Source organism: Roseicitreum antarcticum (genome assembly GCF_014681765.1).
Classification (GTDB): Bacteria; Pseudomonadota; Alphaproteobacteria; order Rhodobacterales; family Rhodobacteraceae; genus Roseicitreum; species Roseicitreum antarcticum.
Genome location: NZ_CP061502.1, coordinates 115,030 through 138,028, shown reverse-complemented (window position 1 = coordinate 138,028; position 22,999 = coordinate 115,030). Strand labels below are relative to the sequence as shown.

General features: G+C 65.1%; 16 protein-coding genes. 4 read left to right on the top strand and 12 right to left on the bottom strand.

Going from position 1 to position 22,999, the window contains the following annotated elements; all coding sequences use genetic code 11:
• Nucleotides 1-525: 525 nt before the first annotated feature.
• Nucleotides 526-1,650 (bottom strand): ParB/RepB/Spo0J family partition protein, encoded by a 1,125-nt coding sequence (locus H9529_RS19170; RefSeq protein ID WP_092888962.1) that lies wholly within the window; start codon nucleotides 1,648-1,650, stop codon nucleotides 526-528.
• A gap of 48 nt (nucleotides 1,651-1,698) precedes the next feature.
• Nucleotides 1,699-3,054: an AAA family ATPase gene (locus H9529_RS19165; protein ID WP_092888965.1), complete on the bottom strand. Its 1,356-nt coding sequence runs from the start codon at nucleotides 3,052-3,054 to the stop codon at nucleotides 1,699-1,701.
• A gap of 540 nt (nucleotides 3,055-3,594) precedes the next feature.
• On the opposite strand from H9529_RS19165, the gene H9529_RS19160 reads away from it, so the two are divergent.
• Nucleotides 3,595-4,323: a hypothetical protein gene (locus tag H9529_RS19160; protein WP_092888968.1), complete on the top strand. Its 729-nt coding sequence runs from the start codon at nucleotides 3,595-3,597 to the stop codon at nucleotides 4,321-4,323.
• A gap of 230 nt (nucleotides 4,324-4,553) precedes the next feature.
• Here H9529_RS19160 and H9529_RS19155 read toward each other — a convergent pair whose 3' ends face one another.
• Nucleotides 4,554-5,603 (bottom strand): aldose epimerase family protein, encoded by a 1,050-nt coding sequence (locus H9529_RS19155; protein ID WP_176847080.1) that lies wholly within the window; start codon nucleotides 5,601-5,603, stop codon nucleotides 4,554-4,556.
• Nucleotides 5,604-5,748: 145 nt separating this feature from the next.
• Between H9529_RS19155 and H9529_RS19150 the strand changes: the two genes are divergently transcribed.
• The gene (locus H9529_RS19150) at nucleotides 5,749-6,567 is read left to right on the top strand and encodes a GntR family transcriptional regulator (RefSeq protein WP_176847082.1); all 819 of its coding nucleotides are present in this window, start codon (nucleotides 5,749-5,751) and stop codon (nucleotides 6,565-6,567) included.
• A gap of 29 nt (nucleotides 6,568-6,596) precedes the next feature.
• Here the strand turns inward: H9529_RS19150 and H9529_RS19145 are convergent, their stop codons facing one another.
• Both H9529_RS19145 and H9529_RS19140 read right to left on the bottom strand, forming a co-directional pair.
• Nucleotides 6,597-9,707, bottom strand: a complete 3,111-nt coding sequence (locus H9529_RS19145) for an efflux RND transporter permease subunit (protein WP_092888974.1) — start codon at nucleotides 9,705-9,707, stop codon at nucleotides 6,597-6,599.
• Nucleotides 9,704-10,864 (bottom strand): efflux RND transporter periplasmic adaptor subunit, encoded by a 1,161-nt coding sequence (locus H9529_RS19140; RefSeq protein ID WP_092888977.1) that lies wholly within the window; start codon nucleotides 10,862-10,864, stop codon nucleotides 9,704-9,706. Before H9529_RS19140 ends, H9529_RS19145 begins: the two co-directional genes overlap by 4 nt.
• 110 nt (nucleotides 10,865-10,974) lie before the next feature.
• Between H9529_RS19140 and H9529_RS19135 the strand changes: the two genes are divergently transcribed.
• Nucleotides 10,975-11,520, top strand: coding sequence for a TetR/AcrR family transcriptional regulator (locus H9529_RS19135; RefSeq protein ID WP_092888981.1), 546 nt, complete (start codon nucleotides 10,975-10,977; stop codon nucleotides 11,518-11,520).
• 79 nt (nucleotides 11,521-11,599) lie between these two features.
• Here H9529_RS19135 and H9529_RS19130 read toward each other — a convergent pair whose 3' ends face one another.
• Complete coding sequence (locus H9529_RS19130; RefSeq protein WP_092888984.1) at nucleotides 11,600-14,884, bottom strand: efflux RND transporter permease subunit; 3,285 nt, start codon at nucleotides 14,882-14,884, stop codon at nucleotides 11,600-11,602.
• Between the two features lie 27 nt (nucleotides 14,885-14,911).
• Nucleotides 14,912-16,114 (bottom strand): efflux RND transporter periplasmic adaptor subunit, encoded by a 1,203-nt coding sequence (locus H9529_RS19125; RefSeq protein ID WP_092888987.1) that lies wholly within the window; start codon nucleotides 16,112-16,114, stop codon nucleotides 14,912-14,914.
• A gap of 289 nt (nucleotides 16,115-16,403) precedes the next feature.
• Here H9529_RS19125 and H9529_RS19120 point away from each other — a divergent pair, with 289 nt between their 5' ends.
• Entirely contained in the window at nucleotides 16,404-18,179 is a 1,776-nt protein-coding gene (locus H9529_RS19120) for an SLC13 family permease (RefSeq protein WP_092888990.1), read from the top strand.
• A gap of 51 nt (nucleotides 18,180-18,230) precedes the next feature.
• Here H9529_RS19120 and H9529_RS19115 read toward each other — a convergent pair whose 3' ends face one another.
• The 5 genes from H9529_RS19115 to H9529_RS19095 form a co-directional block, all read right to left on the bottom strand.
• A complete protein-coding gene (locus tag H9529_RS19115; protein ID WP_092888993.1) occupies nucleotides 18,231-19,238 on the bottom strand; it encodes a YeiH family protein in 1,008 nt (335 codons plus the stop codon).
• Nucleotides 19,239-19,386: 148 nt separating this feature from the next.
• Nucleotides 19,387-20,445, bottom strand: coding sequence for a TRAP transporter substrate-binding protein (locus tag H9529_RS19110; RefSeq protein WP_092888996.1), 1,059 nt, complete (start codon nucleotides 20,443-20,445; stop codon nucleotides 19,387-19,389).
• A 32-nt stretch (nucleotides 20,446-20,477) separates the two neighbouring features.
• Nucleotides 20,478-21,764: a TRAP transporter large permease gene (locus tag H9529_RS19105; RefSeq protein WP_092888999.1), complete on the bottom strand. Its 1,287-nt coding sequence runs from the start codon at nucleotides 21,762-21,764 to the stop codon at nucleotides 20,478-20,480.
• Nucleotides 21,764-22,354 carry a TRAP transporter small permease gene (locus tag H9529_RS19100; RefSeq protein WP_092889002.1) on the bottom strand — a complete coding sequence of 197 codons (591 nt, stop codon included), beginning with the start codon at nucleotides 22,352-22,354 and terminating at the stop codon, nucleotides 21,764-21,766. Before H9529_RS19100 ends, H9529_RS19105 begins: the two co-directional genes overlap by 1 nt.
• A 140-nt stretch (nucleotides 22,355-22,494) precedes the next feature.
• A complete protein-coding gene (locus H9529_RS19095) occupies nucleotides 22,495-22,995 on the bottom strand; it encodes a flavin reductase family protein (protein ID WP_092889238.1) in 501 nt (166 codons plus the stop codon).
• Nucleotides 22,996-22,999: the final 4 nt, after the last annotated feature.

The following is a 22,999-nucleotide window of genomic DNA, read 5'->3' as shown; positions in this document are numbered from 1 at the left end:
GCGCCTCAGGCACACCACACCAATCCGCCCCGGCCCGGCCGATCACCTCAGCCGACCGGGGCACCGCCGCACCGCGGCCAATCCGACGCAAGGTCAAACCTTATCCGCGGATAAGGTCGGCGCGCCCCGGCCACGCAAGCCACACCGCAGCGCCACAGAGCGCCTGCGCGGCTTCGCGCGCCGCGCGCAAGGAACAGCACACGGGCGCGCACCGGCCTCAGGACACGCGCCTTTACCGGACCGCGCAAGACAGCCCCGCGCCGCAAAACACATCACCAGACATCGCCGCACAACTCACCACCCGGCATACCCCGCGCAAACCTTATCCGCAGATAAGGGTGCCCTACCCCAACACCCGACATCGCAGTACCGGCGCACACGCCCAGATCAGCCACGCCACACAGCGCCGCGCATGAAAAAACCCCCGGACAAGCATTCAGCCTGTCCGGGGGTTTCAATACGACCTGGGTCCCGACTTCCAGGATCCGGAAGCCCGCCCGCGAAACCTTATCCGCGGATAAGGTTTCAGCTCATTCCGTCGATCAGCGACGCAATGGCGCGCTCCAACTGGCCCCGGTCCATGGCCGAGAAATCGCGGTCCAGCTTGATCTCCAACCGCCCTACCCCGGCGGTGCAGCGCACGCGGCCCGCCCGCGTCCGCACGTCGAATGTCGTCTTCGTACGTGCCGGGTTAACCTTCTGCGCCGCTGGTTTGCGCGGCGCCGTGCTGCCCGCCGGGACCGTCGCCTCCATATCCAGCGCGTCCAGATCCGAATAGCGGCGCAGCACATTCAACTCATCGCTGATCGACCGCGTGTCCCAATCGTGCAGATCAGATTTGATCTGCCGCACCAGATCAGGCTCTTCATCAATCGCCCGCACGACGTTGACACCCAGGGCACGCGGGATCTCGGTCGGGTACATCAACGTCGGGCCCAGCACCTCCAGCAGCCGGGCAAAGGCACGGATGTAGCTGCGCTTGGAATACGGCGCGGACTGGAACAGCTTGCCCACAGCGCCCTTCAGGTCATGCGCATCGGTTGCGGGATCGGCGGCATAATGCAGCGCAGCCGTCGCCATCTCGGCAAAGGACAGGTCCTTGCGCACAATATTCTCATCCACCATGCGACGGTACAGGCCCGAGATATCTTCCCCGTGGGGAAGGATCAGCGCCGGGATCTGCCCCCAGGACGCATCGCCGGTTTCCTCCAGCAGCGCGCGATAGGCGCTCAGGCGGCGGTAGCCCTGGATCAGTTCATACCCCGTGCCATCGGGCCGGGTGACCACGCGGATCGGGTTGGACAGCCCAACCTCACGGATCGAAGTGACCAACTCCGCCAACTCAAAATCTTCGCCGGGCAGGCGGTCCCGCATCAACAGGCGGGTAAAGACCTGATCCAACGCCAGGTCTTCCACCACATGACCGGCCTCGCGCAGCGCGACCAACTCATGCGCCAGCGCATCGTTCTCGGCGCGGATCGCGGCGGCGGCATCGGCGCGGGCCTGCAAGGCGGCCGCGTTCTCCGAGATGGCGCTGGCCATCGGACCGCGCCGCGGCGCGACATCGGGCAGGGTGTCGGGGTCAGGAACGACCGGGGTTGCGAGGTCATCGGGGATGTCGATATCGAAGATGGATCGTTTACGGCTCATGGTGCGGCCCTTCTGTCTTTGGGCGAAACCTTATCCGCGGATAAGGTTTCAGGCGTTGGTGTCGGCGGCGGTCGGTGCCGTGTCGGTGTCAGTATGGGCGGCGGGGTCGGCAACCATCGCTTCCCAGGCGGGCAGCATGGTCGACCGGAATTCCACATAGGCCTGATCGAAACTGCCCCGCGCACGCCGCCATGTCTCCCGCGTCATGTCGCGGTAATCCATCTCGTAGACCGACGCGAGGAACCGCCCCGATTGCTCCACCGCGCGCGTCATCTCGACGGGATGCTGAGCCAGTTTATCGCCAAACACCTTACCAAAGGCATCATACATCGCACGGTGCAGATCGTTGCCCGGCTCAAACCGCGTCAGCAGAAACCGGATGTCGACGAATTGCTTCGGCAGGCTGATGTTGCCGTCGGGCATCGCCCCGGTGAAACCATGCGCCAGATCCTCCAGCGCCTCGGACAATTGCCCGATGAACGAGGTGGTGCTGTCGTATTCCCAGTACCCGGGTCCGGACGGGATGTAGAGCATATCCGCGGCGAACACCGCGTTCATCGACTGGTAGCCGATGGCGGGCGGGCAGTCGAAAATGATCAGGTCCCACTGGTCATCAGGCAGCTGGTCGAGGTAGCGCGACACGGCCGCGAAGAACGACCATTCGGGGTTCAGGTGCCGGTACTGGGCGCTGGCGAACTCTACGAAGGCCGCATTGGCGCACGACGGGATGATGTCGATCGTCGGCCAGTTGGTCGGCTGAATGAAGTCACTGAGGCGCAGGTTCTGAAGCCCAAGGTCGGTGATCGAGGCCGGGATAGTCCGGCGGGGCAGGCTGGTGCGCGACGCGGCGGCAGTAGGGGTGGCGTTCATCGCTTCGGTCTCGCGCACAAGGTCGCGGGCCATGATACCCCAGACGGTCTGTTCCTCGCTGACATCGGTCAGGCCCATCGAATGCGACAGCGTGGCCTGCGGGTCGAAGTCGACGCACAGCACGCGGTAGCCGTCGAGGGCGGCGGCATGGGCGAAGTGCAGCGCCACGGTGGACTTGCCCGCGCCACCCTTGAAGTTGGCGATGGCCGTGCGGAAGGCGCGGCCGCGGGGACGGGCGGGCATCAGCGGCTTGCCCTTCACCTTCAGCTTGCGCCGCAAGATGTTGACCTCTTCAAGGGTGAACCAGCGCTGGCGGCCGTCAGGCTCGACCTTACCCGCGGGTAAGGTCGGGTCGGCGGCCATCCTCCCGCGGAAGGTGGACTGGTTCATGCCCAGGATCAGTTCGGCAACCTCCCACGAGGAAAACCGCCGCAGGGTCTTCACATTCTCGGGCGAGAAGGTCTGTTGCCGGATCCAGCCCTGCATCTTGAGGGACCGGGCGTGGATGTCGCGCAAATCGGCATGAGAGAGCATTTCAGGTCCTCGGACGTTAAAAATCTGGATTTCTGCATTTACGCTTATTTTGACTTTGATGTCGAGATGTTTCAGACTTGGACAAACCTTATCCGCGGATAAGGTTTTGCGGCAACACAGGGGAAATCCCAAAGGAAAACCGGGGGGTGGCGGACAATAGGCGCGCGAATCGGTCCCGGCGGCGAATCGGGCGCGCGCCACCCGTATTTAGGGGGACACGCAGACGGTCATACCGCTGGTTGAGGGGACATTTCGCCGATTTGGGGTGACATACAGGCTGACCCCTTATACCAATACTAACCAAATCTTTCATTCTGAGTGGTTCAGGCAAGCCGGTCCTGAAACACGAATCCTTGACATCCTGCCCATTTCAAACGCTAATCAGTCTGAGGTTGGGAATAGCGTTGCGGAGAGAGCGCCGGGGACATAACACCGGGCCACCAAGACGCGATACAGCGGGTGAAACCCCCGGCACCAGGCGAATCCCGGGCGCAACAGCGTGGCCCGGACGCGCAGGGGCGGGGTCGGCAGGGAACGGGCATGCAGGTCAAACACGCAACGGGGCACAATGCCGGGGTCGTCAAATACGACATTCTGACCGCGCTTCTGGTGGTGGCAGCGCAAGGCGACGGCACACGGGGGCGGCTGGCGCTGCGGCTTTCGCTGCTGATGACCGCGCGGTTCAGCTGGCGCAGCGGCACGTTCAGTGTAGGACAGCGGGAGATCGCGCGGCTGTGGGGTGTTACGGAGCGCACCGCGAAACGCGAGTTGGCGCAGATGCGCGCACTTGGCTGGATCGAAGTCCACCGCCCCGCAGCGCGGGGCAGGGTGGCCGAACACCGCGTGGATCTGGCGCAAATCCTGTCGGACAGCCGACCCCACTGGCCCAGCGTCGGCCCCGATTTCGAAGCACGGATGCTTGCGCCCGAGGGGGAATCCGAAAACGCGGCGAAGACGGATCCCAGTTCCGGGGGCAATGTGGTGCCGCTGCGGCCGCGTGTGGCGCAGAATGCTGACGGTTCCCGTTGGGCCGCCGCCGCCGCGTGGCTGGCGCAGGATAATCCGGCAACCTATCATGCGTGGTTTGCCCAACTGGTCGAGTTGCCCCCCGATGCGGCCAATCCTGCACCACCCGGCGCAGTGACATTGCTGGCCCCGTCACAGTTTGTCGCGACCTTCGTGCAGACCCATCTGGCGGGAAAGGTGCTGGCGGCGCTGTCGCGCACCGACCCCGGTGTGCGGCGGGTCAATGTGGTGGGTGTGGGATGACGGGCGGCGCTTGCCTGATCCGTTGCTGCGCAGGGCAGGGCGACTGCGATCATGCATCGCCCCTGGCTTTGGCGCTGGGTGCCTGCTTCTACCATCACCAACGCCGCCCAGGCGCCGCTGCCCGGGCCGACATTGGTGACGCGCTGACAACGATGTGACCGCCCGCCAAGGCGCGCGTCAAGCTGTCTCACATTCATCCCGTCTGTTGGCCGCAGGCGATCCCTGACCTCTTACCCCTCATGGAAGAAATCGAACGTCATGCGGTGGTGGTAGCGTGCATCGGGCATCAGCGTGGCTTGTGGGAAATGCGCGAGGTTCGGGCTGTCGGGGAATTTCTGCGTTTCCAGTGCAAAGCCGCTGAAGGGGCCATAGCGGGCGCCGTCCTTGCCCGGGCTGTCTGCACCCATATGCCCGCCGGTATAGAATTGTACGCCGGGCTCTGTCGTGCGCAGCACCACGCCCAGCCCGTTGGCAGGACACAGGACGCGCGCGCAATCGCGCAGCCCGTCGGCCCCGGGCAGCCCCAGCACGAAATTATGGTCATAGCCGATGTCGGATGCGGCCATCAGGTCACGCCCGATGGGTTTGGCGGCGCGGAAATCGAACGGGGTGTCCAGGACGCTTGCAACCTCACCCGTAGGGATCAGGCCTGCATCCACCGGCGTATAGAAGCCGGCCGACAGGTGCGCGATATGGTCCGTCACCGGCGCGCCTGCATGGCCGCCAAGGTTCCAAAGGCTGTGCTGCGCGGGGTTGCACAGCGTCGGGCGGTCGGTGGTGCCCGTCATCTCGACATGCAGTGCGCCGGTGTCGGTGATGCGGTAGGTGACCGACAGGCTGAGCGTGCCGGGATAGCCCATGTCGCCATCAGGCGAAATCAGGTGCAGCGCCACGCCGTCACCATCGGGCAAGGGGGTGGCGTCCCATATCTGGCGGTGAAAGCCCTCAGGCCCGCCGTGCAGGTGGTTTGCGCCCTCATTCGGGGTCAGGTGCAGCTCTGCGCCCGCGACGGTGCAGTGCCCACCCCGGATGCGGTTGGCATAGCGCCCGGCAATGGCGCCGAAATAGCTGCCCCCGGTGGCGTATTCCGCCAGCGTGTCATATCCCAGCGCGATGTCCGTGGGGTTGCCCCGCGCATCGGGCAGGGTGACGCGTTGCAGCGTGGCACCGAAATCGGTGACGCAGAATGCGACCTGCCCCAGCGCGGTTTGTGCCGTAACAGTCCAGAGCCCGACGGGCCGACCGTCATGGGTTCCAAAGTCGCTGTGGGTGACGGTCATGGCGGGGCCTCCTGGGTTTGGGTTTGGCCGCAAGTCTTGCGCGCAAATGCCGCCCGCTGCAACCGGCTGTGCGGCGCTTTGCAGGGGGGTGGTTTTGTGCCAGAAGAAAGGCAGCCCTTCCCAACCCGGACTCCGCGCCGCCGTGATGACCCCGCCCCGATCCCCTGCTGCTGCCGATGCCCCGGCAAAGAAGACGCTGGCCAGCCGCGTGGCAATGGCCGTGCGCGAGGACATCATGTCGGGCGCGCTGCCGCCCGGGGGCAAGCTGAACCTTGATGCACTGCGGCGGACCTTCGGGATCAGTGTCTCTTCGGTGCGCGAGGGGATCGGCAAGCTGGTTACCGACGGGCTGGTGACGTTCGAGGAACACCGAGGGTACCGGATCGCCCCGGTCTCGGGCCCGCATCTGGTCGAGGTGACGGTGCTGCGCGCCGAACTGGAGGGGCTGGCGTTGCGCCAGTCCATCGCACGGGGCGGGGTGAAATGGGAAAGTGACGTACTGGGTGCGCTGTACCGGCTGACGCATACGTCAAGGGATGGCGATGGCGATGGCGCTGTCGGCGGGGCAGGGGGGGCCGCGCAAGGGAGCTCTGTGCAAGGGAGTTTTGCGCAGGGGAACGCGGGGCAGAAGAACCTCGCGCAGAAAAGCCTCGCGCAGTCATGGGAGGCGGTGCATCGCGCGTTTCACCGCAGCCTGCTGGTGCAATGCGGGATGCCGCAGCTTTTGCAGTTTTGCGACGTGCTGCACCATCAGCATGAACGTTACCGCCGGATGGACCGGGCGCTTGGCGCGGCGGCGACGGGCGACCGGGACGCTGATGCCGAACACAGCGCCATCGCCGATGCCGCCGTCAAGCACGACGCCGCGCTGGCCGTGCAACGGCTGGACGCGCATATCCGGCGCAACGGGGCAGCGTTGCTGGATCGGCTGGGCGCCGCCGGGGCGCTGCCGCCTGCGGGTTAAGGCCCGGGGACGGCCGCGCGCCGCGCCGTTCAGGCGCCGGGGGCGGGGGCTGCCGGTCCCTCAGGGTGCCCCCCGGCAGGCGCCTCAGCCTCGGGGCCCTCGGCCTCAGCCACATTCTCTTTCGGCGAGATCAGCGTATAGAACATCGGCACCACGAACAGGGTGAACAGCGTCCCCACAGTGATGCCCGAAAAGATCACCAGCCCCATGGCAAAGCGCGCCGCCGCCCCTGCGCCATCGGCGGTCATCAGGGGCACGACCCCCAGCGCGGTGGCCAGCGTGGTCATCAAGATCGGGCGCAGCCGCAGGCGGGCAGATGCCACGATGCCCGCCGCCCGGCTGAGGCCCTGATCGCGCCGCAACTGGTTGGCGAATTCCACCAGCAAGATGCCGTGCTTGGTGATCAGGCCGATCAGCGTGATCAGCCCCACCTGCGTGTAGATGTTCAGCGTTCCCAGCCCCAGGTTCAGCGGCACGATCACGCCAAAGATCGCCAGCGGCACCGACATCAGGATGATGAACGGGTCACGGAAGCTTTCAAACTGCGCGGCCAGCACCAGATAGATCACAACGATTGCAAGCACGAAGGCGAGCACGATGGAACTGCCCTCGGATTTCTCCAGCCGCGATTGCCCGGCATAGTCGATGAAAAAGCCGTCAGGCAACAGCGGGCGGGCGATATCCTCGATCGTGGCCAGCCCCTGCCCGGTGGACACGCCCGGCAGCGGCAGCGCGGTCAGCGTCGCGGAATTGAGCTGGTTGAACTGTTCGATCGCGCCGGCACTGGCCTTGCGCCCGGTGGTGATCACCGCCGACAGCGGCACCATGTCGCCGGTGGTGGCGCGGACGTAGAATTCGCCCAGCCGTTCGGGATTGTCGCGGTATTCCGCAGGCACCTGCATGATGACATCATAGCTGTTGCTGTCGCGGTCGAACTGCGCGATGGACCCGTCGCCGACCAGCAGGCTCAGCGCTGCGCCGATCTGGGACGCGGGCAGGTTCAGCGCCGCAGCGCGGTCGCGGTCGATGGTGATGACAACCTGGGCTGCATCATAGTTGAGCGAGTTCTGCACCACGATGAACTGGCCCGAAGCCTGCGCCTGCGCGCGGATTTCCTCGGCCACCTCATAGACCTGCGCGGGGTCGCCGGTGGATTGCACCACGAGCGAGATCGGCAAGCCACCCCCCGCGCCAGGCAGGGTAGGGGGCGCGAAGACGAAGGCCTGCACCCCTGTCACGCCGCCGATGCGGCCCTGAATGTCGCCCTGAATCTGGGCCTGCGTGCGGTCGCGGTCGGCCCAGTCCTCCATCGCCCACAGCATGATGCCCGAATTGGTGGCCCCGCCGAAACCGACGATGGAAAAGTCGGTCGCGACCTCTGGTATCTCACTGGTCAGGGCGCGCATTTCTTCGACATAGCCGCGGGTGTAGTCGATGGTCGCATAAGACGGCGCGCTGATGATCGAGAAGAGCGCACCGGAATCTTCCTCTGGCGCAAGCTCGCCCGAGGTCTTGGTGAACAGGTAGCCGGTGACGCCCACCAGCACCACGACCATCAGCATGGTGACGGGGCGGTAATCGAAGGAAGACGCCAGGCGACGCTCATACCAGCCCTCGACGCGCTGAAAGCCCCGGTCAATGGCGCCCTGAAAGCGGTTGTGCCCGCCTTTTTTCAATACCCGCGCCGCCAGCATCGGCGAGATCGTCAGCGCCACCACGCCCGAGATGAAGACCGCCCCGGCCAGCGTCACCGCAAATTCGCGGAACAGCGCGCCGGTCAGGCCAGCGGTGAAAAACAGCGGCATGAAGACCGCGATCAACGTCAGCATCATCGCGATGATCGACCCGAAGAGTTCCTTCATCGATACGAAGGCCGCCTGACGCGGCGACAGGCCGTCGTCGATATGGCGCTGGATGTTTTCGACCACGATAATCGCGTCATCCACCACCAGCCCGATGGCCAGCACCATGGCCAGAAGGGTCAGCAGGTTGATGGAATAGCCCATCAGGAAAAGGATGAACAACACCCCCACCAGCGACAGCGGGATCGCCATCAGCGGCATCAGGACCGACCGGAAGGACCCCATGAAGATCAAGATGACGATGCCGACGATCAGCGTCGCCTCGATGATGGTGCGCAGCACTTCGGTGATCGACGCCGAGATCTGTTCGGTCGCGTCATAGACCAGCGTGATGGTCATGCCATCGGGCAGGCTTGCCTGAAGCGCGGGCAGTTCGTCCACCACGGCGGCGGCGGTATCCAGCGGGTTGGCGCCGGGCGCGGGGAAGACCCCGATGAAAGTGCCGGGCTCGCCGTCGAAGGTCACCACCATGTCGCTGGATTCGGCGGCCAGTTCGATGCGGGCCACGTCGCGCAGCCGCACCACCGCGTCGCCGGTGCCGGAAATCGGCAGCGCGCCGAATTCCTCGGGCGTTTGCAGGGTGGATTCCATGGTGATGGAATAGCTCACGAATTCGTTGCGCGTGCGCCCGGGCGCGGACAGGAAGTTGGCGCTGTTGATGGCGCCCTGCACATCCAGGGCGGTCAGGCCCTGCCCCGCCAGCCGCACCGGGTCGATCCAGATGCGCATGGCATAGCTGGCCGCGCCCATGACTTGGGCCTCGGCCACGCCGTCGATGGTGGACATGCGCGGGCGGATCACGCGTTCGATGTATTCGGTGACCTGTTCGGGGGTCATGTTGGGGTTCTTCACGCCCAGATACATCGTGGCAAAGGTCATGCCCGTGCCCTTGACGATGCTGGGGTCCTGCGCGTCTTGCGGCAGTTGTGCGCGGACCTGCTGCACCTTGGACATGACTTCGGTCAGCGCGGTGTCGGGGTTCGAGCCCAACTGCATGTTGACCGTCACGACCGACGCGGAGGGGCGCGACTGCGTGGTGACGTAGTCGACCCCTTCGGTGGTGGCGACCGCCGCCGCGATGGGCGCGGTGACAAAGCCCTGGATCAGGTCAGGCGCGGCCCCGGGATAGACCGTGGTGATGGTGATGACCGTTTCATCCACCTGAGGATACTGGCGGATTTGCAGGCCGAACAGGCCCTGAAGCCCCACCAGCAGGATCATGAGGCCCAGCACGGTGGACAGGACCGGGCGCTTGATGAAGATGTCTGAAAGGCTCATTGCGCGGCCGCCCCGGCAGTGTCGGCAGCGTCAGCGGTGGGTTCGGTCGTGGCTTCGGTGCCGGGTTCGGGCTGAGGGTCCTCAGCGTTTGACAACAGCACCGGCCCGCCATTGGTCAGACGGTTCTGACCTGCGGTTACGACGATGTCGCCCGCCGCCACGCCGCGCCGCACCTCGACCCGGCCTTCGACACGGCGACCGGGGTCGACGAAGATCTGCCGGGCTTCCAGCACCTCTGAATCATCTTCGCGCGGGCGCACGGCATAGACATAATCGCCATAAAGGCTGGTCACCACGGCGGTTTGCGGCAGGGCAATCACGCCTTCTTCGCGCGGCAGGTCGATGCGGATGCGCACGAACTGCCCCGGCGTCAGTTGCCCGCCCGGGTTGGCGATGGACCCGCGCACGGCCACCATGCGGCTTGCGGCGTTCACCCGCGGGTCGATGCCGGTGATTTCGCCCGCGAAACTGTCGGGGCTGCCATCTGCGCGCACGGTCAGTTTCTGCCCGATGAAAAGGTCCGGCAGTTGCTGTTCAGGCAGGCTGAAATCCACCCGCATGTCGTCAAGGTCTTGCAGGGTGGTGATGATGCTGCCGGGCTGCACATATTGCCCCAGATCGATACGCGGCAGGCCGATTGTGCCGGAAAACGGTGCGATCAACTGGCGCTGTTCGATCAGCGCCATCGCGCGTTCCACCTGCGCCGCCGAGGTGCGGGCCGCCGCCTGGTTGGCATCCAGCGTGGCGCTGGTGCCGATGCCACGGCTTTGCAGTTCGCGCGCGCGCTCCAGGTTCAGGGTGTCGAGCTCTTGCTGCGATTGCGCCACGGCAAGGTCGCTGCGCTGTGCCACGTCATCCAGCCGCAGCAGCAGGTCGCCCTGTTCGACGCGGCTGTTGGCGGTGAACAGGACCTCGGTGATGATGCCCGCCGCCTCGACGCTGAGGTCGACGCCCTGGCCCGCATTGACCGTGCCGATGCCGTTGATCGTGGGCTGCCAGGGGCCTTCGGTGGCGGTGGTTGTGCTGACGGGCAGCGGTTGCACCGGCATGTTGGCGAAGATGTCTGTGATCATCTTGTCGCGGAACAGGTTGAAGCCGACCAGCCCGCCCCCGATGAGACCCAGCAGCACCACGGCGATTATCAAGCGTTTGACCATTCCGGCCCCCTGTTGGCAAAGGTGTCGCAGGGCAGGCCGCGCAAGGTGGCTTGCCAATTTACGCCGGGTTACTGTACCGTCCAGACGGTTTAGTCAAGGGGGCAGGCTGCATGGCGCGCGATACGGGACAGACACGGGCGAAAATTTTGGCAGCGGCGGGCGATTTGGCGCGCGAACATGGCCCCGGCAAGCTGTCGCTTGATGCGGTGGCGGCGCGGGCGGGGGTGTCGAAGGGCGGGCTGCTGTATCATTTCGCATCCAAATCCGCGCTGATGGAGGGGTTGGTGACTGACCATCTGGCCCGGCTGGAAGCTGCGTTGCGCGCGGGCGAAAACACGGGCCGCCCCGACGGGGTGATCGCCGCCTACCTGGCCGAGTTCCGCCGCGAATGCGCGGCCAAGGCGGGTCCGCCGGCGGGCCTGCTGGCGGCGCTGGTCGAAGATCCGACGATCCTGGAACCCGTGCGCCAGCAAGAGCGCGCGTTTCTGGACCTGATCCGCAGCAACGCCACCGACCCCGACATGGCGACGGCGGCGTTTTTGGTGGTGCATGGCATCCGCACCATGCAATTGATGAATGTCAGCGTTCTGACGCAAGCAGAGGAAGCGGCGGTCATGGGCTGGATCGCCGCGCGGCTGGAACCGCCGCAGGACTGAGGCGCCCGGAGGATTGACGCGCCCGCACGCATCGGCCCGTTCGTGCCTATCGCGGCGCGGCTGATGCCTGCCCCGCCCCTCAGCGCGCGGAAGCCTGCACCAGTTCGCGGTCCAGCGCGGCAGCCTGCGCGGCGCGTGGCGCGCTGAAGCCCGCAAGCAGCAGGTAGGCCACGGGCGTCAGGAACAGCGTGGCGAGCGTTGCCAGCCCCAGCCCGCCAACGACGACCCAACCCAATGCCTCACGCGCCTCGGCGCCCGCGCCGCTGGACAGGATCAACGGTACGCCACCCAGCACGGTGGATGTCATGGTCATCATCACCGGGCGCAGCCGGATGGTCGAGGCGCGGAAGATCGCGTCATAGACATCCGCGCCCGCATCGCGCAGCTGGTTGGCAAATTCGACGATCAGGATGCCGTTTTTCGCCATGATTCCGACCAGCAGCACCAGACCGATCTGCGAATAGACATTCAGGCTGGTTCCCGTCAGCCACAGCGCGACCATGGCGCAGGCAAGGCCCAGCGGCACGGTGGCCATGACGACGATGGCCGAAATGAAGCTTTCGAACTGCGCGGCCAGCACCAGAAAAACCACCAGAATGGCGAAGCCGAAGACGAGCAATATCCCGCTGGAGGTTTCATCCAGCGACGCGGCCTCGGCCAGCGGCACGATGCGCTGGCCCGGGTCCAGTACGCCGTCGGCGATACGCTGGGCCTCTTGCATGGCGGGGCCAAGCGCCAGCGCATCTGTCAGGCCCGCGCTGATCTCGACCGAGGGCATCTGCCCTTCGCGCGCCAGTTGGGGGGCTGTGGCGCGTTCTTGCAGGGTAACGAAGCTGGACATGGGCACCATGGTGCCATTTTCCGACCGCACCAGAATGCGCCCCAGATCGCCGGGATCGCGCACGGGGGTGCGGGTGGACAGCATCTGAATGTCATAGGTGCGGTTGTCGATGAACACATCGCCGACCGACCGGCCGTCAAGCACGGCCTGCAAGGCCTCGCCCAGACCGTTGATATCGACGCCGATATCAGAGGCGCGTTCGCGGTCGATCTGGATGAAAAGTTCGGGCTGGGTGGTCTCAAAATCCAGCCGGACCTGCCCGAAACCGGGGTTCTGGCTCATCGCGGCGACCAGCGCCTCGGCCCGCTCGGCGATGGCCTCATAGCTGTTGCCCACCACGGCAAAGCTGAGGCCCCGGCCCGCGCCGCGAATGCCCAGCGAATTGGGCTGGATGGCAAAGGCGCGCACGCCGATGACATTGCGCAGGCCCGCGTTGATTTCGCCCACGATGTCGTTTTGCGAGCGGGTGCGCGCGTCCCACGGTGCCAGCGTCATGACCATGAAGCCCCGGTTTTCCTGCCCGCCAAGGCCCGCGATGGCAAAAAGGTTCGTGATCTCACCCGAGGCACGCAAGGGGGCGATGATATCCTCGATCTCGCGCATCTTGCGGTCGGTATAGTCCAGCGCCACGCCTTGCGGCCCGCTGAGGCTGAGGATGGCGACGCCGCGATCTTCGGCGGGGGTCAGTTCCTGCCGGATCGACAGGGCACCCAGCGCGGCAGTGGCGGCGAAGACCACGGCGAGGGTGACGACCGTGCCGGGCATGGCGAGCGCGGCGCGCAAGGCGTTGGCATAGGCGCCCGCCAGCCGGTTGCCCAGCCACACCAGCGGGCCGCGCGGGTCGGGGTCCGGCGTTGCGGTCAGCAGGCGGCTGGCCAGAACCGGGCACAGCGTCAGTGCCACGACCGATGACAGCATCACGGCCATGGCCAGCGTGAAGCCAAATTCACGAAACAGCCCACCGGCCTGCCCGGGCAGGAAGGACAGCGGGATGAAGACGGCGGCCAGCGTGGCGGTGGTGGTGACAACGGCAAAGAAAACCTGCCGGGTGCCCAGCACGGCAGCCGCGCGCGGCCCCATGCCCTGCGCGCGCCGCCGCACGATGTTTTCCAGCACTACGATGGCATCATCCACCACCATGCCGGTGGCCAGCACCAGCGCCAGCAGCGTCAGGATATTGACCGAGAACCCCGCGATCCAGATTGCCGCCAGCGTGCCGATCAGCGCGACCGGTAGCGTAACTGTGGGGATCAGCGTGGCGCGGGCGTCGCGCAAGAACAGGTAGATGATGGCGACCACGATCAGAAGCGCGAGGGCGAGGGTGCTGACCACCTCTTCGATCGCGCCGCTGACGAATGTCGCCTCGTCCGACGTGATGAAGATATTGACGTCATCGGGCAGGATGTCTTGCAGCTCTGCCACGATGCCGGTGACGGTGGCGGAAATGTCCAGCGTGTTCGACTGCGCCTGCCGGATGATGCCCAGCCCCAGCCCCGACTGGTCATTGGCGCGCAAAATGGTTTCCCCCGGTGCAGGGCCAAGGCTGACGCGGGCCACATCGCCCATGCGGATGCCGTCGCGGATCACCAGCGCTTCGAACTGGGCGGGGGTGCTGACGGCGGCGGTGGTGCGGACCTGGATGTTCTGACGGCTGGAATTCAGCGCGCCGGCGGGCACGTCGAACGACACGTTGCTGAGGGCCGCGCGCAGTTCCGACAGGGACAGGCCCCGGCTGGCCAGTTCCAGCATGTCGATATCGACGCGGAAGATCGGGTCACGCGCGCCGAAGATCTGCAAATCCGCCACGCCGGGGGCCGAGATCAGGCGGTCTTCGACCACATCCTCGACCAGTCGCGTCAGGTCCTGCACCGACCGGCTGGCCGAGGTGACAGAGATGCGCATGACAGCGTCGGCGTCGCTGTCGGCCTTCACGATACGGGGTTCGGCGACGTCATCGGGCAGGGTGTTGCGGATGCGTCCGATGGCATCGCGAATGTCGGTGGCGGCCACGTCGATATCGGTGTCGTCGGAGAACTCGGCCACCACGCGGGACCGGCCAAAGCGCGAACTGGACGACAGTGCCTGCACGCCGGCAACGCGGCCCATGGCACCCTCGATCCGGCTGGTAACCTCGCGGTCCACGGTGTCGGGGCCCGCGCCGTTGAAATTCGTGGTGACGGTGACGACGGGGCGGTCGACGTTGGGCAGTTCGCGGACCTCGACCGCAAAGAGGGCGGCGAGGCCTGCGATGGCGATCAGCGCGCTGAAGACGAAAGCCAGGATGGGGCGGCGCACGAAGAGGGCCGTGCCTGATTGGCCCGCCGTTGAGGCGTCGATGGTATCCGCATCGGGGGTCGTGGGGTCGGCGATGTCGCGCGCGGTGCTGTCGGTCAAGGACGATGTGTCCTGTTCGGCGCGCGTGGTGTCATTCGAGGAATTTCCGTCGGTTCCTGCTGGTGTGCCTGTCGCGGGGCGGCCCGATGCCGTGTCACCGTCGCTGTCGTTGTCGGTTGGCGTGGACATCGGGTTCCTCCTGCGGGTGCGGGGCGCTTACAGCCGGGCGTCGGTGGTGGTGGCCGTTGCCGCGCCGGTTTCGGTGCGGGTCTCTGCACTGGGCGCGGGCCGGATCTCTTGCAGCGACACCGTGCCGCCGGGGCGCAGGTTCTGCACGCCCTCGACCACAACGCGGTCGCCTTCGCGCAGCCCGGCGCGTACCAGAACGGTGGTGTCGCGGCGTTGTACGATCTCGATGCGCACCTGCTGCACGGCGTCGGTGTCATCCAGCGCCCAGACGAAAGGCCCGTCGCGGCCCCATTGGATCGCCAGCGGATCGACCAACGGCAGTTCCTCGCCCGGCAGCGCGACCGAGATCGAGAAAGCCATGCCGCCGCGCAGACGGTCGGCGCTGTTGTCGACCTGCGCCTGCACCCGCAGCGTGCGCGAGGCCGGGTCTACCCGGCTGTCCACGGCCAGAACATGGCCCGTGAACCTGTCATCGGGGCGCGACAGCGGGGCCACCTGTACCGGATCGCCTGCATCAAGCTGGCCCACGAAACGTTCGGGCACCGAGAAGTCGATGAGCAGGACGGACCGGTCTTCCAGTTGTGTCATGTCGGATGCAGTGCCGACCTGATCGCCCACGTCGTAATTCAGGAGCCCCAGCGCGCCGTCGAACGGTGCCACGATGCTGCGGCGTTGCAGGTCGAATTCCGCCTGCCTCAGGCCCAGTTCTGCGTTGCGCAGTGCCAGTTCGACCGATTGCACCTGCGCGTCCGAGATCGCGCCGCTGCCTTGCAGGCGTTGCTGTCGCTCGGCATTGCGGCGGGCGTCTTCCAGCACCACCTCGGCGCGGTCCAGCGCGATCTGTTCTTCCTGGCTGTCGAGCTGCGCAATGACAGTGCCTTCGCTGATCTTGGTGCCCGGGCGCACCGGCAGCGCCACCAGCCGACCCGACGCCTGCGGCGTGATGACGACCGAACGTTGCGCGCGCCCGGTCCCGATGGCCGTCACGCGGTCTTCGGTACGCGCCAGCCCTACACTGCGCGCGATGACGGTGGTGGCACCGCCGCCAAAGCCGCGCCCGCCAGACGCGGGGGCTTCGGCCTGTGCCAGCGGGATGCCTGCCGCCTGCATCGGGGCCAGAATGCCCACACGGTCAAGGTAGGGATGGGCGGCAGGAAAGAACATCGCCCAGCCTGTCAGCGCCAGCACAAGGGCTACCGCCGACACGATGGCATCGCGCAAGATCCGCATGGCAATATCCTGTCAGAACTTCGGGTTCGTCTGAAAAGGTAATATTCCAGCGCAGAAGTCAAACTTTGCGCGGTGCGCAGCACGCGGCATGTGTCAGTTTGTTGCGCTTTGCCCGGGTCCTGTGCGGATAGACCGAAGGTGTGGAAGGACACGCAGGCCACAGGGCGAAAATTACCGCACTTCCCACGACGATCGGGAAATTATGAAAACGGGCACCAGATTTGTATTGAACCTGTGACCTGCTATCTCGTTAAGTGCGGCGGTTACTCCGGGGTAAGAAGGGACTTACATGTCCATAGATCAGATTTTCGTTATCGTGCTGTTGCTGGTCGTCTTCGTGAGCTTTTTCAAGGAGGTCTACCCGCCAGAGGTCATCGCGCTGGGGGCCTCGGCGGTGTTGCTGGCCACGGGGATCATCCGGACCGATGACTTTCTGGAGGTGTTCAGTTCCAGTGCGCCGATCACCATTGCGATGATGTTCATCATCTCGGCTGCGCTGGAACGCACCGGGGTGCTGGCCATTCTGGGCGATCTGCTGCGGCAGCAGGCGCGGGGGTCTTACCTGCTTGCGATGCTGATCATGATGGTGGGGGCGATGCTGGCATCGGCCTTCATGAACAACACGCCGGTCGTGATCTTGCTGACGCCGGTGATGATCTCGGTCGCGAACAGCGTGGGGGTGGCCCCGTCGAAGGTCCTGATCCCGCTGTCGTTCTCGGCGATCTTTGGCGGGACGCTGACGCTGGTCGGCACCTCGACCAACATATTGATGAGCGACGTGGCCCGCGACGCCGGGCAACCGCCACTGTCGATGTTCGAGATGACGCTGCCGGGGCTGGTGTTCTGCATCGTCGGTCTGATCTACATGATGTTTGCCGGGCGCTACCTGCTGCCCAACCGGTCGTCGCTGTCGGGGTTGATGGGACAGGAGGGCAAGCGCAAGTTCATGGCCCGCTTGCTGATCCCGGCGGGGTCCAAATATGTCGGCTCAAAACTGTCTGACCTGCCGTTCAACACCGCGCAGAGCCGGATTCTGGACGTGATCCGGGGCGAGGTGTCCATGCGGCGCGGCCTGTCGGATCTGGTTCTGATGCCGGGTGACCGGGTGGTCATCAAGACTGATACCGGCGAGATTCTGGGTCTGAAGGAAAATGGCCAGGTGGAATTTCGCGATATTTCGGGCCGGGGGTTCGAGGCAGTGACCGCCGAGGCGACGGTGATGATGGAGGCCAGCATCGGCCCGAATTCGCATCTGCGCGGCGCGTCGCTGGGCGATCTGCGGCTGCGGCGCAAATACGGCATCTATGTCATGGCGGTGCACCGGAATGACAAGAATATCTCGGACCGTATCGACGACATTCGCCTGCAATTCGCCGATACGCTGCTGCTGGAAGGCCCGCCCGAAGGCATCCAGCGGTTGATGGAGGATGGCGGGATCATCAACCTTTCCGCCCCCACCGAACGCGCGATGCGCCGCAACCGCGCACCGATTGCGATTGCGACGATCGTGGGCGTGATGGCGCTGGCCGCGTTTGACGTGATGCCGATTGCCGGGCTGGCGGTGATCGGCGCGGTGTTGGTGATGGTGACACGCTGCGTTGACCCCGAAGAGGCGTTTGACGCGATCGACTGGCGCATCCTGTTCCTGATCTTTGGCATGCTGGGTGTCAGCGTCGGCATGCAAGAAACCGGGACGGCGCGGCTGATTGTCGATACCGTGGTGGCGCAGGTGGCGGGTGTGGGGCCGCTGGCCATTCTGGCGGCGGTGTATGTGTTGACCAGCACCCTGACCGAGATGGTGACGAACAACGCGGTTGCGATCATCATCGGCCCGATTGTCATCGGGCTGGCACTGGAACTGGGCTATGACCCGCGCCCGTTCATCATGGCGGTGATGTTCGCAGCCTCGGCCAGTTTTGCCACGCCCATCGGGTATCAGACCAATACCTTTGTCTATAGCGCGGGCGGCTACAGGTTCCGCGACTTTCTGGTGGTTGGGCTGCCGCTGAATGTGCTGTTTGCGGTGGTGGCGGTGGCGATCATCCCGGTGTTCTTCCCGTTCTGAGCGGGTCCGGTTCTGGGTCAGGGCCAGGGCCGGAGCTCCTGGGGGTGGCTCTCAGCCGGCCATCGGCCCGCCCCAGATCAGCATCAGGCCCACCGCCGCTGACAGCAACACGACGGTTTCCAGCGTCACCACGGCCAGGTGCCCGCCGCCCACATCACGCATCGCCTTGAGCGAGGTTTTGACCCCCAGTGCGGCGATGGCGGTAATCAAAAGCGCGCGCGAGGTGGTGTCGACCGCATCGAGCAGCGCTTGCGGCAGGGCCACAACGCTGGTCAGCACCGACAGCGCCAGAAACAGCACCATGAACCACGGCAGAAGGGGCACGCGCCCCTCGCCGCCACGATGTGTGGCGCGCAGTGACAGCACGATCACGATCAGCACCACCGGCAACAGTGCCACGCGGAACAGCTTCACGATGGTGGCGGTATTGCCCGCATCCTCGCCCAGCGAATAGCCCGCGCCCACCACCTGCGCCACGTCGTGGATTGTGGCACCGATGAGAAAGCCGCTTTGCACGGCGTCCAGCCCCAGAAGCGTGAACAGGATCGGGTACAGCACCATGGCCACGGTGGACAGCGACGTGACGGCCATCACGGTGAACAATGTGTTGCGCTCATGCTCTTCATCGGCGGGGATCACGGCGGCGATGGCCAGCGCGGCGGACGCCCCGCAGATTGCCACCGCGCCGCCCGTCAGCAGCGCAAACTGCCAGCGCCGGTTGAACAGCCGTGCGGCGACAAAGCCCGTGCCGATGGTCAGCGCCATCAGTCCCGCCACCATGAGGGCCGAGCGCGGGCCAAAGGCCACGATGTCATCCAGCGCGATGCGCAGGCCCAAAAGCCCCACCCCCAGCCGCAGCATGAAGCGTGATGAGACGTCGATGCCCGGCTTGCACGCGCTTTCCGTACCCAGAAAGTTGAAGGCGATGCCCAGCAGAAGCGCGAACAACATGACCGGCGCGCCGTAATGGCTGCCAAGAAATGCCGCCGCCGCCCCGATGGTGGCGCTGAGTAATATGCCGGGAAACCAGCGTTGAAGGTCGGCCAGGGCAATAGGCATGATGGGTCGGTCCAGGGTTCAGGCGACACCTTGTCAGGTCAAAACATACCCTCGGTTCAGGAATGAGGGACGGGGTGGTTTGGCCAAAGAATGCGTCGGAATGGGGGGGGGTGGTCCGCGCCTTGGCAGGCGCGGACCTGGTGTTGCATCAGTTCATGTCTGCGGCGCGTTCGGCGTCGATCTTGGCTTGTGCTGCCTCAACCGCGACGGTGAAGGCCTCCAGCGTTTCGGTGCCGTAGGCGACATTGCTGCGGAACCAGTCGAAGACGGGGGCAGCAGCTTCGCGGAAGGCCTCTTTCTCGTCAGGGGTGGGGACGTAGATGTCGCCACCGGCTTCGCGGAAATCGGCATAGGCCTGAATTTCCTTGCGTTTCGGGCTGGCGAAAGTGGCCTGTTGCAGCGCGGCAAAGCCGTCCACGATGACCGTTTTCTGTTCATCGGTCATGCCCATGAAGCGTTCGTTGTTCATGAACCAGAATGCGCCCATGTAGCTGTGGCCGTCCAGCGTCAGGTATTTCAGCCCGGCATCGGGGAACTTCATGTTCATGATGTCGGTGATGCCGTTCGCCGTGCCTTCCACAACGCCGGTTTGCAGCGAGGTGAACAGCTCCGGCCATGCGATCGGCGTCGGCGAGGCACCAAGGCCGCGCGCCAGCTCTTGCGGCAGGTCGGCGGGAACGGTGCGCAGCTTCAGCCCTTGCAGATCGGCGGGCGTGGTCACGCGGCGTTCGGTGTTGGCATAGTTGCGCCAGCCGCCGGTATTGCCCACGGTCATCAGGCGGATGGTGTTGTCGCTGTCTTCCAGCGCCTTGTCGCGGATGAAGCGGACGAAATCGCCGGTCAGCACTTCTTCGGCGATGCGGTCGTCAGACATCAGGTATGGCAGGTCAAGGACCTGGATATACGGGAAGATCCCTGCCGCGCCGCCCGAGGTGGACACGAAGATGTCGATGGACCCGTCTGCCACGCCGGCCAGGCATTCATCGCCCGTGGTGCAAAGCTGGGTGCCGATGAACAGTTCCACCCCGATGGTGCCGTTCGAGGCATTCTCGACATAGTTCTTGAACACGACGAGGCCGTCGTAATCCTCATCATCGGTGTTCGATGTGGCTGTGGCGCGCAGCACGATGTCTTGCGCGAATGCCACCCCGGCGGTGCCGGTCAGCAGCGTCGCCAGCATCAGCGACTTCAGTGTATTCTTGAGCATATTATACCTCCCTAAGGTCTTCTCAAGCGTCTTCAAAGGAATCCCGCAAGGCGCGGAATGGTCAGACTGATGGCGGGGATATAGGTGATCAGGAAGATCACGATAACCTCGACCAGCAGAAACGGGATGATGGCGCGGGCGATGGTTTCCACCTTCTCGCCCGACACCGATGAGGCGACGAATAACACAAGTCCCATGGGCGGCGTTGCCAACCCCACGGTCAGGTTCACCGCCATGATCATGGCAAAGTGCACGGGTTCGACGCCCAGCGACACGAAGATCGGCCCCAGGATCGGCCCCAGGATGATGATTGCGGGGCCTGCATCAAGGAACATGCCGACAAAAAACAGCAAGATGTTGATGAGGAACAACAGCATCAGCGGGTTGTCGGACAGCGACAGGATGATGCTGGCCAGTTGTTCGGGGGTGCGCGCAAGGCTGGCAACCGTCTTGAACGCCATGGCGGCGCCGACCAACAGCAAGACCACTGCGGATGTGATGCCCGCGCGTGACAAGATATCGGGCAATTCGCGCAAGGTCAGCGTGCGCAGCACGAAGAACCCGATGAAGAGGGCATAGCCCACGGCCACGGCCGCTGCCTCGGTCGGGGTGAAGACCCCGCCCAGAATGCCGCCCATGATGATGATCGGCGTCAGCAGCGGCCAGAAGGCCTTCAGGCTGGCCTGCCCCTTTTCGCCCCATGTCTGGCGGCGGGTGGCAACGGGAAAGTCGTATTTATCGGCCAGAACCTTGACCATGATCATCAACCCGCCGCCCATCAAAAGGCCCGGCACGATGCCCGCAAGGAACAGGGCCGCGACGGATTCACCCATCACATAGGCATAGATGATCATGATGCCCGATGGCGGGATGATCGGCCCGATCACCGAACTGGCGGCGGTGATGGCGGCGGCGAATTTGCGGGTGTAGCCCTGTTTCTCCATTGCGGGGATCAGCATCGACCCCAGCGCCGAGGTGTCCGCGACCGCAGACCCCGACAGCCCAGCGAACAGGATCGAGGACAGCACGTTCACATGCGCCAGCCCGCCGCGCAGGTGGCCCATCAGCGCCTGCGCGAATTCCACCAGCCGCAAGGTGATGCCGCCACGGTTCATCAGCTCACCCGCCAGCATGAAGAACGGGATCGCCATCAGGGGGAAGCTGTCCATGCCTTGATAGACGTTGCGGTACAGCAGCGCGATGTCACGCTCCTGCCCGTTCATCCACAAAAGGATGCCGGGCGCGGCGATCAGGCCGAAGACGACCGGCAGGCCGAGGAACAGGAAGACCAGGAAAAGCGGCAGAAAAAGTGACAGCATCATTCAGCCCTCAGCGTCTGGCCGCCGTCGATCAACGGCAGGCGGGTCTCGGCGCCAAAAAAGGTGGCCAGCGACCGCAAGATCAGTTCAACATTCACCGAAAGCATCAGCGCCAGCCCCACGGGCAGCGAGGCCATGGCCCATGCACGCGGCACCTTGAACCATTCGGTCAGCGCGAAGTTCGCGGGCAGCCACAACGCATCGGTCGTAAAGCGCCCGGCAAAGCCCGTGACCTGCGTATAGCCGATCTGAAGGCCTGTGATCAGCACCACCATGCACAGACCCAAAAGGGCAAGGCTGATGATCGCAGCGATCCGGGTGGGCAGCATCAGCACCACCATGTCGATGGAGACAAAGCCGCCGCGGCGGAATGCGGTGGGGGCCATGAGCCCCATCATCCACAGCATGAGGAAGCGCGCGCCTTCCTCGCTCCAGGGCAGGGCATTGCCCAGCACATAGCGGAAGAACACCTGGATGAGGATGAACACCACCATCACCGCCACGCAAGCGACGCCGATGCCGCGGCCAAGCGCCAGTACGGCTGCGTTGGCCCGCGACAAAAGGCTGATCAGCCCCAGTAATATGCCCATGCGGGCGTCCTCCCCCTTGTCGGATCTGATGCGCCACCCCTCCCCCGAGGCATGCGCATCCGACCCGGACCCTTTGTTCCTTGCCGTGCCTGTGTCTTGCGGTCTTGCCCTGCCGTTTGGCAGGACCACCGCGCGCGTTGCTAGTTCCCTGCCGCCACCTGGCACAGCCGCCCCTGCGAGAACAGCAAAGGCAGGCCGGGGGCCAGATCGAAGTCCAGCACGCGGCCCACCACGATGAGATGGTCGCCACCGTCATGGGTGGCGTGTTGCGCGCAATCGAACCGCGCCAGCACGCCGGGCAGCACCGGCACGCCGTGCGCGTTCACATCATGCGCCAGATCGGCAAAGCCCGCGTCACCCTTGGCAAAGCGCGCGCACAGATCGCCTTGATGATCGGCCAGCACATGGATGGCGTAATGCGTGGCAGTGGAAAACACCCCGAAGCGGCTGGAAGAGCGCGCGGGTGACCAAAGCACCAAGGGCGGGTCCATGGAGACCGAGGCGAAGCTGTTTGCGGTAAAGCCCAGAGGCCCGTTCGGCCCCTGCGCGGTTACCACGGTCACGCCGGTGGCAAAGCGCCCCAGCGCGTCGCGATAGGCCCGGGTGTCAATCCCTGCCGTGGTGCTGCTGTTGTCGTTCATTCTG